Below are 13425 nucleotides of genomic sequence, written 5' to 3'. Positions count from 1 at the left end.
AACAACCCGACAGGGCGGCCCGGCCATCGCCGGGCCGCCCTGTTTGCTTTTTACCCTTCGACCTCTTCTTCGTGAATTCCTCCCTCTCTTTGCTTCTTGATGTTCCGTCTCCCGATCATCCCCGGAAGTCCGTCCATGATCCCGGAATGCAGCGGCTCCTGCCTTGCGAACCCTTCACGCCCATCGACGAAGCCGGCGCGATGGAGCTGATCCAGTCTTCCGATTGGTGCGCCCAGGAAGAACTCGACGGCGCTCGGCTGCGGTTACATGGCGCGGGTGGCCGGATCACCGCGTGGGATCGCCTCGGCAAGGTCGTGGCGATCCCGGGCCGACTGAAGTTGTCCGCCCTCGCGCTGGGCTTGGACTGCCTCCTCGATGGCGAATTGGTGGACGACACCTTCCACGCCTTCGACCTGTTGGAACTCGCCGGAGGCGACCTCACGGCGCTGCCACTGCGACAGCGTCTCGACCGGCTGAGCGATCTGCTTCACGGCCGGGACCGTTGGTCGATTTGTCAGGTGGCGACCGCCCGGCTCCGCTGGGAGAAGGAGACGCTGTTCGAGGTGCTGCGTGGCGAGCGCCGCAAGGGCATCGTGTTCAAGCCCCTCGGCGAGCCCTGCTGGAGCGGGGAAGGGGAGCGGGCTCCTTCATCCCGGAAGCTGTCGTTCCGTCCTTCGATGACCGGTCGGGTGATCGGGTTCGCCGGTGCACGTCGGATCGTCGTGAAAGGACTGTCCGAGCACGGAAGGCCGGTGAGCTGCACGGTGAAGATCCCGGACGACCATCACCTGCCGCCGGTGGGGACGATGGTGGAGATTGCGCATCGAGGCGTGACCGCCTCAAGTGAGCTGATTGTTCCGGTATTTATTCGGAGGAGAGAGGACATCGAATGATAGCTCCCTGAGTCGGGACGCAGAAGTGGTCAACGCTTCCAGCCGGATTCAGCTTCAGCGATGATCTCTGAGAGCTTCAGGTTCATTCCTTTGCTGATTCTGACAAGCGACTCGAAGCTGGGGCGACGCATCCCCTTTTCGATGTATCCGATGGCCTGCTGCGAGACTCCGCTGTTCTGTGACACGTAGTAAACAGAAAGGCCCATCTCCTCGCGACGTTTGCGGATCACACCGCAAACAGCGCGGATGAAGCTTTCGGGCCAATCTTGTGAATTCACGCGCCAGACCGTAGGCGGGTGGCTTGCTTGACATTTACTTCACGGCTGTGAAGTATGCTGAGGCATTTCCTCCCATGCCCAAATTCCACTGTCCTCACTGCCACACCCGGATCTCCGCGGAGCCGGAACAAGCCGGGCAGGTCGCGCCGTGCCCGGCCTGCCAGCAGGGATTCCTTGTGCCGATGGTGGATGAGGGAGTGGCGGTGCCGCTAGTGCCCGCGGTCGTCGCGCTGCCGCCGACCTTGCCTGCTCAGGCTCCGCGCCCGGCTGCCAGCCGGGTCAAGCGGATCCATGTGCTCGCCATCGTCGCCCTGATGCTCTCGCTCCTGGGCGTGGCGAGCTACTCGTTTCCCAAGCTCATGCCGTGGTACGTGCCCACGCCGGAGGCTCCCGCGCCGCCAATGTTGTCCGCCAAGCAGTTCGCCGCGCAGGAGGTTCAGAAGCTCATCCACAGCGCCGACGGCAAGCCCTGTGTCCCCTGCAAAGGAACCGGCCGGGCCCCCAAGAGCTGTCCTCTCTGTATTGGGCGCGGGACCATCGAGACCAACTCCGGCCACATCGTGCTGTGTCCGGATTGCAAGGGCACCAGCTCGGTGCCCGGCCCTTGCCCGGTCTGCAAGGGCTCCGGTGTGTTCCGCATCCCCTGATGCCGAATCCGCCATGAACCTCACCGTCATTGAAACCATTCGCCCCTGATTCTTCATCCCATGAACATCTTCATCGGCAAGGACGGCAAGCAGCTCGGTCCCTTCACCGAAGACCAGCTCCGCTCCATGTTCGAAAGCGGCATGCTCACCGCCAGCGACCTCGCCTGGCAGGAGGGTTGGCCGGACTGGACACCGCTCTGGCAGCTCTTCGGCATGCCACCGCCCCTGACGTCCCATACCCCGCCACCCACGGTCGATCCGGTCAGCAAGGACGAACCGTGGACATGGATCTGCGGTGGCTGGGCGGCCTTTTTCCTATCGTTGCTGCCAGGGAAGATGGGCTACGTCGCTCTGGTTCACCTCGTGCTCTCGATGATCGTCCTGTTCTGCTCCAAGAGTGCGAAAGCCCGTTGGCATGGGAAGGCACTCCTCTGCTGCTCCGCGGGTGTTTTGGTCCTCGGCATCGTGGTTGTGGGCGTCCTGGCGGAGGCCGGCTGATGACCAAAGCGAAGTGGTAGGGCCCACGCTTCCTCCGACTCCAGTGAATGTGAGCATTTTCCATCGGTTCCCAATTTCCATCATCACAATGATCCGTTTCTCCTCTTTCCTCGTCATCCTCAGTCTGCTGCCGGTCGCCTGGGCCGAGCCGCAGCCACCGAAATCCGAAACCGAACTGGTCACCCGGTTCCTCGATTCACGCGGACAATTCGACCGCCTGCTCCGCACCAAGAAGGACCAGGCCTCCATCGACACCCTCTGCGACCAGTATGGCACCGCCTTGAAGGGCTTGGGCTCCTCGGCAACCGCCGCGCCCACCTTCGCGCCCTTGATCGAAGGCGAGTCCACCCGCCTGGCCGAGGTGCGGAAGAACTTCCTGCAACGCCCGGCGGATTACGCCCGCATCAGCCTCGATCCCGGTTGGGCCGACAACAAGGAATACAAGACCGCCTCCGAGGACCTCGCCACCGTCCTGCGTCCGGTGATGGCGGGCGTGGGAACGTGGAAGCTGCCTCCGCACGCTCAATCCGATTTCGGCAGCGGCAGCACCATCCTCTCCCAACCCTACCTCACGGCGTTGCCGACCTTCGTCGACGCGGTGCCGCAGTTGAAGGGGCTAAAGCCCGCCAAGGCCCGGGTGCCGGTTGGCATGCCCGGCTTCCCGAAGAAGAGCTTCTACTACCACTCCTACGATGGTTCGTTCGACTTCCCGGTCGGGATGACCGGGGTGACCTTCAACCGCCTCTACATCGTGACCGACCCGCTCGACCAGGTGGTGGCCCTTCAATACTGCTGCGAAGCACCGCCCAACCACTCCGTGCGGGACATGGGGATCGGGATCTTCAACTTCGTGCAGTTCCGCCGCAAGGGCAGCACGACCGCGCGGGTGGAGTATGAGACCAGGCCCCAGAAGGACGGCTCGGCGCTGGTCATTACCAAGCTCGGCGTGGAAGAGCGCCGCGGCTCTACCTCAGCGACGTGCAAGGAGATCAACGTGCTGGAGCTGCCGAAGCCGACGCTCCAGTTGATCGACTACGTGCTGCAGCAGCCGTAACTCGGGCGAAATTCGCCCGTCCCAAAGGAATCTTACCACCCCGCCGGAGGAAACTCCGGCGGGGTGGCATTTTTTAGGTGGAAAGGCAGCATGAAGAGCGGCGACGGCCGATCGGGCTATTGTCACACGTCCTTTCGGATCAACCCAAAGGGCCGAAAGAAGGAGTGGCGGAAATCGAGGACGAGACGGTGAAATCGGCCGTGGAGTTCATCTGGAACTTTAGCCACGGAATCGTAGATGTTCCGGCGGTAGCCCGGCATGTGGGGGGCCTCGCCGCACGCTGGATCGCAGATTCAAGGTGGTTACAGGTCGGACTGTCCTTGAGGGAATTCAGCATTGCCGCATCAACCGAGCCGCCAGGTTACTCAAAGAAACCGACTTGCCGATCAAACACATTGTCCACCGGGCTGGCTTTCGGAATGCCGAGCACCTCCGCATCGTGTTCCACAGCTTTTGTGGACGATCGCCGGAGAGCTATCGCCAGCTCAAGGGAAGCTTACATCATGGGGAGGCGATGAGGTCGTGCCACGCGGTGGTGGCCTTGTGAATCGCCTCGCCCAAGGTTTGAAGCCATGTTTCGAGCGGAAGCGAGGGCTGGTTGCTATCGTAGGCTGCGGCCACCTCGGCCAGCGGGGTGAAGCCCAGCGAGCCGGCCAAGCCGCGGATCTTGTGGGCAATCTCCCTTGCTTCAGGGGATGGCTCGCTGCGGCCGGGGACGCTTGCCAAGGCTGTGAGCTCGTCGGATTGGGTCCGTAGGTCGGAGACGAATTCGCCGATCAGTTCGCGGAGTTCCGGATCATCGAGTCCGCCGAGGATGGCGAGGTGGTGTTGATCGATGGGATCGGCCATGGTATATCATGGGTAGCGTAATGCATCGGGTGGGGAGGACAAGTCATCCGTGGAGGATGATTGCATGAGCGCGGCGTTGCGGGGAGCTGTGGAATCTGGCAGATTCCGGTCCAGTGACGACGGAGATCCCACTTGTGATGCCCGGATGAAAAAACGTGGATGCTCATCTGTTCCGGTGGCGGGTTCCACCCGCCATGACGGTGATTCCGCCCTCCTTTCGGGCGTGATCGAGGCGATCGGCTCGCTGGGGGAGGATTTGCTTCGGAATCTCCAGCACCTGGTGGCGGCGGCAGGGGAGTTGTTGGGGGCGGACGCGGCCGTCTATTCGCGAATCTCTTCGGGGAAGTTATGGCGGGATTGCCGATGGCGTGTGGCGGAAACGGTGCCGGTGGAGGACAAGGCACCCGGCCGGATATGCTTCGAAACGATCATCTCGGAGTGGATGGGAGGGACGAAGGTCGTCCGCCATCTAGCGGGGACGGACTATTCCATCCTCGATCCGCTGGTGAAGTCCGCCGGGTTTCAATCCTATGTGGGGCACCCGGTCGTGAGGAATGGAGAGGTGATCGGCGCGCTCGCGGTCTTGTTCCACGGAGATGTGGCGCCGGATGAGGGATGTCTGCGGATTCTGGATATGCTGGCCCATCTCATCGGCCGGGAGGAGGCCAGCCGACGCTCCCGGAGGGATGTGCTGCGTGAGGAGGCGCGGCTGGGGGCGTTCTTCCGGTCCTCCGCGGATGCCATCCTCATCCATGATTTCTCGGGGCAGATCATCGAGGCGAATCAATCCGCGGAAAGGATGTTCGGTTTTCGGAAGGGGTGGTTGTTGCGGATGAAGGTTCCCGGTCTGATTCCTCCCGAGTCGGCTGTGGTGGCCAAGGCGGCGCTGCGGGAGCTGAGGCGGACGGGGTATTGCCGGATGGAGTTCGAGCTGAGGCGGGTGGATGGCAGCCGGTTTCCGGCGGAGATCGTCGCCAGTCGTTTCGACATCGAGGGGGCGGCGCACGTTCAGGTGATGGCGCGGGATCTTTCGGCGCGGCGGAGGGTGGAGAAGGAGGTCTTGAACCGGGAGCTGAGGTTCCGGCTGGTGTTCGAGGAGTCCATCGATGGGATCATTCTGCACGATGGCGGCGGACGCATCCTGGAGGCGAACCGGTCCGCATGCCGGATGACCGGCTACACGCGGGAGGAGTTGATCGGCGTGAACATGTCCGGTCTGGTGGGATGCGGGAGCGAGCCGGGGTTGGCGAAGGCGATGCTGGCGGAGGAACCGTCGGATTTTCATGAGGTCACGATCGTCCGGAAGGATGGCTCCGCCTTTCCCGCGGAGGTGGCGACGAGCCGGGTGATGCTGGAAGGAGAGATGCTGGTCCAGCAGATCATCCGGGACGTGACGATGCGGCGTGAGGCGGAGGCCGAGATCCGGCGGTCAAAGGAGGAGGCGGAGCGCGCCAACGAGGCGAAGACGCTCTTTCTCGCGACCATGAGCCACGAGATCCGCACTCCACTCAACGGCATCCTCGGGTTCGCGCGGCTGCTCAAGGATGAGCGGCTGGATGAGCGGCAGCGCGAGTATGTCGCGATCATCGAACGGAGCGGGGACATTCTGTTGTCCCTGATCAGCGATATCCTGGATTTCTCCCGGATCGAGAGCGGGATACTGGAGCTGGAGAGCCGGGCGTTCGACGTGGGGAGGATGGTGCGGGAGACCGTCATCCTTCTGGAGCCGGAGGCCAGGGCGAAGGGGATGGTGCTGCAAACGACGATTGGCGGAGGAGTGCCGGAGAGGATCATGGGGGATTCGGCGCGGTTCCGGCAGGTCTTGATGAACCTGGTGGGCAACGCGGTGAAGTTTACCCTGCGGGGGCAGGTCTCGGTGAATCTGGAGGCGGCGGAAGGCAGGCTGGAGATCTCGGTGCGGGACACCGGACCGGGTTTCTCCGAGGAGCAGCGCGCGCATTTGTTCGAGCCCTTCTATCAGACAGATCTTTCCTCCACCCGGACTCATGGCGGCACCGGGTTGGGGTTGTCGATCTGCAAGCGGCTGGTCACGGCGATGGGGGGAGGGATCGACGGGATCGCCACCGGCCGGGGAGCCATCTTCACGTTCTGGGTGCCCTATGTGGAGGCGAAGGAAGGGGCTGTGGCGGTGGTGCCGCGGAGGCCGTGTCCGCTCGTGGCCCGGCATGGCTGCCGCATTCTCGTGGCGGAGGACCAACCGATCAACGCGCGCCTGATGTCCCTGATGCTCGGGAAGCTGGGTATTCAGGCGGACATCGTAGCCGACGGGCTGAAGGCGATCGATTACTTGAAGGCCGCGCCCGAGGTGCCGGATGCCGTGCTGCTGGACATGCGCATGCCGGGGCTGGATGGCGTGGAGGTGGCGAAGCGGATCCGCGCGGGCATGGTGGGAGAGGCGGCGGTGTTGCTGCCACTGGTGGCGGTTACGGGGAATGCCTCGGAGGATGACCGGAAGGCATGCTTGTCCGCGGGGATGGACCACTACCTTTCGAAACCCGTCAAACCCGAGTCCCTCGAGGGCGTCTTGGAGCGGATCGGATTGCTGGAGGTGGCCCGGTGAGATTCAGCGCGGGGAGGAGGCGGTTTGGACCAACAGGGACTCGATCTGGGTGGTGATTTCCGCCAGATCGAATTTCCGGAGGATTTCCTCGCGCGCGGCGGAGGCGATGGCGGCGCGTTTGGTGGCGTCCGCTGCCAGCAGTGAAATGCCGTCCGCGTAGCTGAGAGGATCTCCGGCCCCGGCTGCAATGGCGTTCACGCCGTCGCGCACGAGTTCCGCCTGGCCTCCATCCAGGGAGCTGATGACCGGCAGGCCGGAGGCCCCGGCCTCCAGCGGCGTTAGGGCGAAGGGCTCGCCCCAGTTCGAGGTGAAGAGCAGGGCATCGTACTGGGCATAGAGCTCCCTCATCTCGGCGGCCGGGACCGATCTCCGGGCGACCACGGCACCGAGATCCAGCCGGGCGATCTCGGCTTCGAGGCGTGCGAGGTCAGCGGGATCACCGCCGCCGTAGAGGTCCAGCGTCAGCGAATCCAGGCCGCGCTTCCGTGCTTCGGCGAGTGCCCGTACGGCGGTGAAGGGGTCCTTGTCGTCATTGATCCGGCCGACCCACAGCAGCTTTTCAAACCGGGAGTGGGAACGCTTCACGGCGAAGGAGGCGGTATCGATCCCGCAGTGGATCACCCGGGCGTGTTTCACCGGCCAGCCCTTTGCGGCGGTGTGATCCCGCATGAAGGCGCTGCAGAAATAGATATGGGGAAATGCCAGGGTATCCCAGGAGCGGGTGGGAGTGGCGGGATCGAGCCTGCTCCGCATGCCGGTGGCTTCCAGCAGGCTGCGAACGGCCCCGCGGAGACTGGAGCCGGGGGCGTTCCACCAGGAAAGCCAGACGTCCGCCTTCAGGCTGCGGGCGATCCAGTGGTCTGACACATCGTATACCACCGGGATCTTCTGTCCCTCCAGCCGCAGTAGCAGGGATTTGGAGACGCCGCCCATGTTCCAGACGTGGATCAGGTCCGGCTGGAAGTCCGCGATCTCCTCCCGCAGGACCGCGTGGTTGTGTTTCTCCAGCGCGTGCAGGCGGTGGATTTTCAGCCAGGGATGCCCGTACATGCCATGGATGTGGAGGCGCCGGTGGACATGCGCTTCCTGGGCCGGGGCGCGGCCTTCCACTCGGTGGTCGGAGGTCAGGACCCGGACGTCATGCCCGCGGGACCGCAGGTTGTCCGTGATGTCCCGGCAGCGGATCTCATAGCCTCCGATCTCGTGGGGCGGATACAGGTTGGAAAGGACAAGGATTTTCACGCTTCGCGGGGAGCGGGTGGATTTTGGTCCCGGTGGTAATGTTTCCAGCCGACGTGATGCCCTTTCCGGCGGCCGAGGCGTTGGGACAGTCGGACGGCGGCGGCACGCGGGATCCCGGTGAGGTGGCCGTTCTTCAGGCACCACTTCACGTCCTTGAGGAAATCCCGTGCCCAGCCGAGTGCCACGAAGTAGTGGAGGTTCACATCGGAGGGGTGGGTGGTGCTGGTGGCGGCCATGGCCTTCGCATCCCCGAAGGAACGCTTGAAGCACTGCTTGAGCGTGTAGTTGTGCGAATGGATCGCCACGGATTCCTCGGCGAAGATGACCTGATAGCCCTTGGCCAGCAGCCGCCGGGTCCACTCGTCATCCTCGGCGTACTGGAGATCCTCGCGGAAGGGTTCCTTCTCGAGCACGGAGCGGCGGGTGATGCTGCTGACCATGCTGAAGAAGTGCCCCCAGTGCTTCGATTCCCGTTCCGGGCCGAAGCAGCGGTCGTAGTCGTGGGCGAAGACCGCCTGGCAATCCGGGCGCGGTATCTGGCGCGAGAAGCCTGCGCCGAATGCCGGAGCCTGCAGGCATGGAAGCAGCAGCTCCCTGAGCCATTGGCGGTTGGCCGGGGTGGCATCCGCGTTCAGGTACACGATCCATTCGTGGTCGCATTCCCGCGCGCCGCGGTTCATGACCACGCCGGGGATATACTCGTGGGGCTGGATCTCGATGAGCTTGTCCGGCCCGGCGGCGCGGATGATCTCCACGGAGCCATCGGTCGAGCCGGAGTCGATGACGACCAGTTGGATGGTGCCGGGATAGTCCTGGTCTTTGAGCATCCGCAGGGTGTCTCCCACGGCCCAGGCCTCGTCCTTGCAGCGCATGACGACGGAGACGGATTCGGGCAGTTCTGGCATGGTGGATCGGGCGGTTAGGAATGGCGGGCCTCCGCGGCCTGATAGATCTCCTCGAGTTTGGCGGCCACGGCGGCCCAGGTGAACCGTTCGCGGGTGGCGGCTCCTCCGGCTTCCGCCAGGGCGCGGGCCAGACCGGGTTGCGCGGCGATGTGCTCCATCGCCGCGGTCAGCGCGGGCGCGTCTCCGGAAGGGAAGCGCAGCCCTTCCCGCTCGTGACCCACCAGGTGCTGGAGCCCGCCTACATCGGAAACGATGACGGGCAGCCCCGAGGCCCAGGCTTCCAGCACCACGATGCCGAAGGGTTCGTGGCGGGATGGCAGGACGAAGGTGTCCAGGGCGGCGAGGAGATTCCGGTGCCGCGGGGATTCCGCCACCACCGGTGGCAGCACCGTGGCGAGAGCCTCCAGGCCGTGGGTGGCGATGGCGGTGGTGATGGCGCGGTGGTAGTCCGCATCGGTGTGGGGCCCGCCGAGCAACAAGCGCCATGGTTTTCCAGGGTGGCGGCGGACGAGGGCGGCGAAGGCCTCGACGAGAAGGAGCTGGTTCTTCTGTGGATCGATCCGGCTCAGGCAGCCGAAGGCGAAGGCATCGTCCGGCCAGCCGAGTTCGGCGCGCCCCTCCGCGCGGCTGCCGCCGGTGAAGGACTCCGGATTGACGCCGTTCGGTAGATAGTGGACGCGGTCGTGATGGAGGTGCTGCCGCGCTTTTTCGAATTCCGAGTGGCCCACGCACAGCACGGCGTCCGCTTCCTCCAGCAGGGCCCGCGAACGGAACAGGGCTCCGAAGGGCTTGCCCCATTCGAAGTGTCCCTGCTGGGCGCGGACCACCGAGGCTGCTTCATCCGGCGGCACGTCGAAGACATTGCCGTGCAGGGTGGCGACGAAGGGTTTCCGGCGCAGGCGGGCGGCGGTGAACACCGAGCCGCCCATCCGCTTGAGCACATGGGCGTGATAGATGCGCACGTCCCGCGCGGCTACGAGGTGGCGGAACAGGTCGAGCGAGAGCAGATTGCCTCCCTTCTTGTCCAGGGACAGGACATCCTCCCGGCTGAGACCGAGAAAGGGGTAGCAATAGCGGTAGCGGCGGATCGGGATGGCGTTCCACGTTTCCGCGGGTGTCTGGCACAGGGCCCGGGAGGTGTGGATCTCCGGCTGTTGCCCGGAGCGCCTCTGTTCGTCACAGAGATGATAGACCACGCTCTCGGTGCCGCCCCATTCCTGGAGGGCGAAGCGGCGTGGCACGTGGAGAATGCGGTTCGCTTTCATGAGGCGGAGGCGGTCCGCATGACCGGGAAGATGTCCGTGAGCGCGTGGACCGGGGTGGTTTCCACGTTGGACAGCCAGGCCGCGGCGCTGTCCGGGTGCTCCGGCGCGTAGCCATGCATGGCGGTCACTTTCCGCTGGTTGAGGAACGAGGGCACGAAGAGCGAGCCGGAGGGCAGCAGGTAGAACAGCTCGCCGTAGCGCCGGTCCGGAAAGAGGCAGCCGTAGCCTTCCAGCCGCTCGTCGCTGAGGATCTCGCCATCCTTCTGGGCGGCCAGCCATGCCGTGGCCTCTTGCCGGGCGCGATCGTCCGCGAACCAGAAGCGCGCCATGGTGGAATCCCACACGGCGGTGTAATCGCGGCCGAACTTCAGACCGAGCCGGTTCCAGCGGAGCATCAGGTCCGAGCAGACCACCGTGTCCGCCATGCCGTGGTCGGAGAAGAGGTGGAGGCGCACTTCCCGGTAGTGCTTCGCCGCGGTGTCGGCGAGGCGCCGCAGGTTCGCCGCGAAGGTATCGAAGGCCTCGTCCACCGCGGGGTGGGAGGTGCCGTGGCGATGCATCACGGCATCCAGGCGGGCGGTGAAAAGGTAGATGAGTTCCACCTCGCCCTTCTCGAGTTCCCGCAGCGCGTGGGCCACGTTTGTCTCGTCGTCCTGCCGCCAATCGGACCGCATCCACGGTTTTCCGGATTCCTTCCAGTGTTCGAAAATCGTGCGCTGGCCGCCGAGGATGCCACCGGGTTCGTAGATGTCCTTTTTCTCCGTGTAGTCGAGATAGGGGAGCTTCGAGAATGGCACGCTGTAGAGCTGGAAGTAGCCGGTGTAGCCGAGCCGCCTCGCCAAGGCTCCGGAGACCTTGTTCCGGATCCGGTGGTGTCCGGCGAGGATTTCGGGAAGCCAGCCGAGGAGGCCGAGCCGGGCGAATGGGGAGCGGCCGGCGGCCTTCACGAAGAACGAGAAGTGTCCGTGATCCACCGGCATGGCTCCGGTGAGAATCGTGGGATCGCAGGTGGAGGAGTAGCCCAGCAGCGTCTCGCAGCGGTTCCGCACCGGTAGCAATTCGCGCGCGAAATCCCGCCGCCGGGCGATTTCCCAACCCAGCGCGTCCGCGAAGATGAACACGTCCACCCTGTTTTTCACCGGACTGCGAAATGTTGGATTTTCTCGATGAGGTCCAGGGGGGAGAACGGCTTGCCGAGTACCGCTGCCGCACCGGCCGCGCACAGGCTGGTCACCAGATCCTGGGTGGCGCGGGCGGTGACGAAGATCACCGGGATCTCCGCGCAGCCCGGCAGGGCATGGAGCTGGCGCATGACTTCGGGGCCCGGCAGATCGGGCAGGCCGAAGTCGAGGATGGCGATCTGGGGCGGGGCCTGGGCCGCCGCTTCCAGAGCGCCCTTCCCGGTGGTGTAGAACGCGCCCTCGATGCCGTTCCGGCGGAAGTGCATCTGGTAGAGCCGTGACATCAGGGTGTCATCTTCAGCGACGAGCGCGTGTATCATCGGGGCGGGATGTCGAGGGTGATCAGGGTGCAGTCGTCTTCCAACGCAGGGCCGCTGGCCTCGCGCAGGCGGAGTGTGAGGGCGTCCCAGAGGCCGTCGGCGGCACGGGATTGGAACGAGTCGGCCAGGGCGAGGAAGCGTGCCCAGCCATCGTCCACCCCGGAGGCCCGGTCCCACTCGTAGCAGCCGTCCGTGAGAAAAATGAAACGGGCGCCTCCCTCCAGGTGGATACGATGATCCTGGTAGGTGATGTCGGGCAGGATGCCCAGTGGAGGACCGGAAGGTTCGATCAAGTGCCGCCGCCCGTCCGCGGCGTAGTGCAGGGTGGGGCAATGACCGGCCCCGGCGTAGTCGAAGATCCGGGTGCGGGGATCATAGCGCGCCGTCCCGCAGGTGATGAACGTGGTCAGGCTGCCGAACTGGGTGCAGAGGTGGCGGTTCAGATGCTCCAGCAGGCGCGCGGGAGATGGCTCGCCGATGGACAATTCGAACGCGCTGCGGAAGATGCTCGCCAGAAGGGCGGCGGAAACGCCCTTGCCCATCACGTCGATGATGAACAGGACCAGCGAGCCATCCTTCGTGGTGGTCGCCATCGCATAGTCACCCGCCACCTGCAGCGAGCTTTCCTGGTGGATCTCCACCGCCCAGTGTGGGGACGCGGGCGGGGGCAGGATGGGAAGCAGCGCCTTCTGGATCTCGACGGCCACCGCCAGCTCGCCGAGCTTCTTCTGGGCCTGGTCACGGAGGATGCCGAGGTGGGTGTTCGCGCAGGCGATGCCGCAGAGGTCCGCCAGCGTCCGCAGGATGCCGAGGGAGCCGGCCTTGAGGTCCTGCCGGCCGGCTTTGCGCAGCGCGATGAGGCTACCGAACACCACCTCGCCGGACGTGATGGGAATGGCACAGCCTGCCATGCCCTCCAGCGTTCCCCCGGGAGCGATCCCCTTCGCCGCGAGGTCGGACGGCTCATTCCATACGATCTCGCCCCTCAGGGTGGATAGGCCGGTGATGGCCATGTTCGCATCGGCGAAGGGCACGAACCAGGTGCTGTCCCGGATGGCTTCACCCACCGTGGAGGGCAGATGCTCGGAGCCCGCGAAAACCGTGCTTTGAAAGTCATGGAGCCGCAGGAAATCCCCGATGGCCCCATCGATGAAGGAGGCCAGCTCCGCGTTGCCGTGGAAGTTCTGGGTCAGGCGGTAGAACATCGAGAGGCTCTCGTAGCAGGTGCTCAGCTCCTCGAGCGCCTGCTCCATCTCGGGATCGGAATCCAGGGTGCGGCTGAGCCCCGGGTGATGCTTGACGAGCTCCAGACGGAACAGTCCGGCACCCCGCAGGCCCCTGATTTCATCGGCGTGCTCGCTCAGGATGAAGAGCCCGCGGCCGGACTCCGCGAAGGGATCGTCCGGCAGGCGTGGCGCGAGCAGGACGCTCTCCGGCGGACCCTCCCCGGGATCCTCCACCGCGAGGCGGATGGCGTTTTCCTGGATGCTCCACTCCACCGTGATGGTGGCCCCGGCCCGGCCCTCGCAGCCGTGGTCGATCGCGTTGCACACCGCCTCGTTGAAGGCCAGTGCCCAGCCCCGGATGTCCCTTTCGGTCAGAGGTGGCACCGAAATGCCGGCAACGAAGAGTTCCCGCAGTCGGCCGACCAAGCGGGGATCGGGCGGAATGCTGAACCGGGTGACGGTGGAAGGAACCGGGAGGATGCTCAT

At 64.8% G+C, this 13425-nt stretch carries 13 protein-coding genes; 5 read left to right on the top strand and 8 right to left on the bottom strand.

What is annotated here, in order from left to right; all coding sequences use genetic code 11:
• Positions 1-146: 146 nt before the first annotated feature.
• On the top strand, positions 147-893 hold the full coding sequence (locus llg_RS21570) for a hypothetical protein (RefSeq protein WP_338287137.1): 747 nt from the start codon (positions 147-149) through the stop codon (positions 891-893).
• 29 nt (positions 894-922) lie between these two features.
• On the opposite strand, the gene llg_RS21565 is transcribed toward llg_RS21570, so the two are convergent.
• Positions 923-1171 (bottom strand): helix-turn-helix transcriptional regulator, encoded by a 249-nt coding sequence (locus llg_RS21565; RefSeq protein ID WP_338287136.1) that lies wholly within the window; start codon positions 1169-1171, stop codon positions 923-925.
• Between the two features lie 74 nt (positions 1172-1245).
• On the opposite strand from llg_RS21565, the gene llg_RS21560 reads away from it, so the two are divergent.
• From llg_RS21560 to llg_RS21550, 3 genes are all read left to right on the top strand, one after another.
• On the top strand, positions 1246-1818 hold the full coding sequence (locus llg_RS21560; RefSeq protein ID WP_338287135.1) for a hypothetical protein: 573 nt from the start codon (positions 1246-1248) through the stop codon (positions 1816-1818).
• Positions 1819-1878: 60 nt separating this feature from the next.
• On the top strand, positions 1879-2316 hold the full coding sequence (locus llg_RS21555) for a DUF4339 domain-containing protein (protein WP_338287134.1): 438 nt from the start codon (positions 1879-1881) through the stop codon (positions 2314-2316).
• Between the two features lie 88 nt (positions 2317-2404).
• Positions 2405-3370, top strand: a complete 966-nt coding sequence (locus llg_RS21550; RefSeq protein WP_338287133.1) for a hypothetical protein — start codon at positions 2405-2407, stop codon at positions 3368-3370.
• A gap of 501 nt (positions 3371-3871) precedes the next feature.
• Here llg_RS21550 and llg_RS21545 read toward each other — a convergent pair.
• Positions 3872-4219, bottom strand: coding sequence for an Hpt domain-containing protein (locus llg_RS21545; RefSeq protein ID WP_338287132.1), 348 nt, complete (start codon positions 4217-4219; stop codon positions 3872-3874).
• Positions 4220-4364: 145 nt separating this feature from the next.
• Here llg_RS21545 and llg_RS21540 point away from each other — a divergent pair, with 145 nt between their 5' ends.
• A complete protein-coding gene (locus llg_RS21540) occupies positions 4365-6800 on the top strand; it encodes a PAS domain S-box protein (protein ID WP_338287131.1) in 2436 nt (811 codons plus the stop codon).
• A gap of 3 nt (positions 6801-6803) precedes the next feature.
• Here the strand turns inward: llg_RS21540 and llg_RS21535 are convergent, their stop codons facing one another.
• From llg_RS21535 to llg_RS21510, 6 genes are read right to left on the bottom strand one after another with little or no spacing between them, the layout of a single operon-like run.
• Positions 6804-8042 (bottom strand): glycosyltransferase family 4 protein, encoded by a 1239-nt coding sequence (locus llg_RS21535; protein WP_338287130.1) that lies wholly within the window; start codon positions 8040-8042, stop codon positions 6804-6806.
• Complete coding sequence (locus llg_RS21530) at positions 8039-8947, bottom strand: glycosyltransferase (RefSeq protein WP_338287129.1); 909 nt, start codon at positions 8945-8947, stop codon at positions 8039-8041. The genes llg_RS21535 and llg_RS21530 overlap by 4 nt, the downstream gene beginning before the upstream one ends.
• Before the next feature lie 14 nt (positions 8948-8961).
• The gene (locus llg_RS21525; protein ID WP_338287127.1) at positions 8962-10212 is read right to left on the bottom strand and encodes a glycosyltransferase family 4 protein; all 1251 of its coding nucleotides are present in this window, start codon (positions 10210-10212) and stop codon (positions 8962-8964) included.
• Positions 10209-11351, bottom strand: coding sequence for an alkaline phosphatase family protein (locus llg_RS21520; RefSeq protein ID WP_338287126.1), 1143 nt, complete (start codon positions 11349-11351; stop codon positions 10209-10211). The genes llg_RS21525 and llg_RS21520 overlap by 4 nt, the downstream gene beginning before the upstream one ends.
• Positions 11348-11713 carry a response regulator gene (locus tag llg_RS21515; RefSeq protein ID WP_338287125.1) on the bottom strand — a complete coding sequence of 122 codons (366 nt, stop codon included), beginning with the start codon at positions 11711-11713 and terminating at the stop codon, positions 11348-11350. Before llg_RS21515 ends, llg_RS21520 begins: the two co-directional genes overlap by 4 nt.
• Positions 11710-13425, bottom strand: coding sequence for a SpoIIE family protein phosphatase (locus llg_RS21510; protein ID WP_338287124.1), 1716 nt, complete (start codon positions 13423-13425; stop codon positions 11710-11712). The genes llg_RS21515 and llg_RS21510 overlap by 4 nt, the downstream gene beginning before the upstream one ends.

Origin of the sequence: Luteolibacter sp. LG18, from assembly GCF_036322585.1 — a bacterium.
GTDB lineage: Bacteria > Verrucomicrobiota > Verrucomicrobiia > Verrucomicrobiales > Akkermansiaceae > Luteolibacter.
This window is presented reverse-complemented; position numbering and strand designations above follow the sequence as displayed.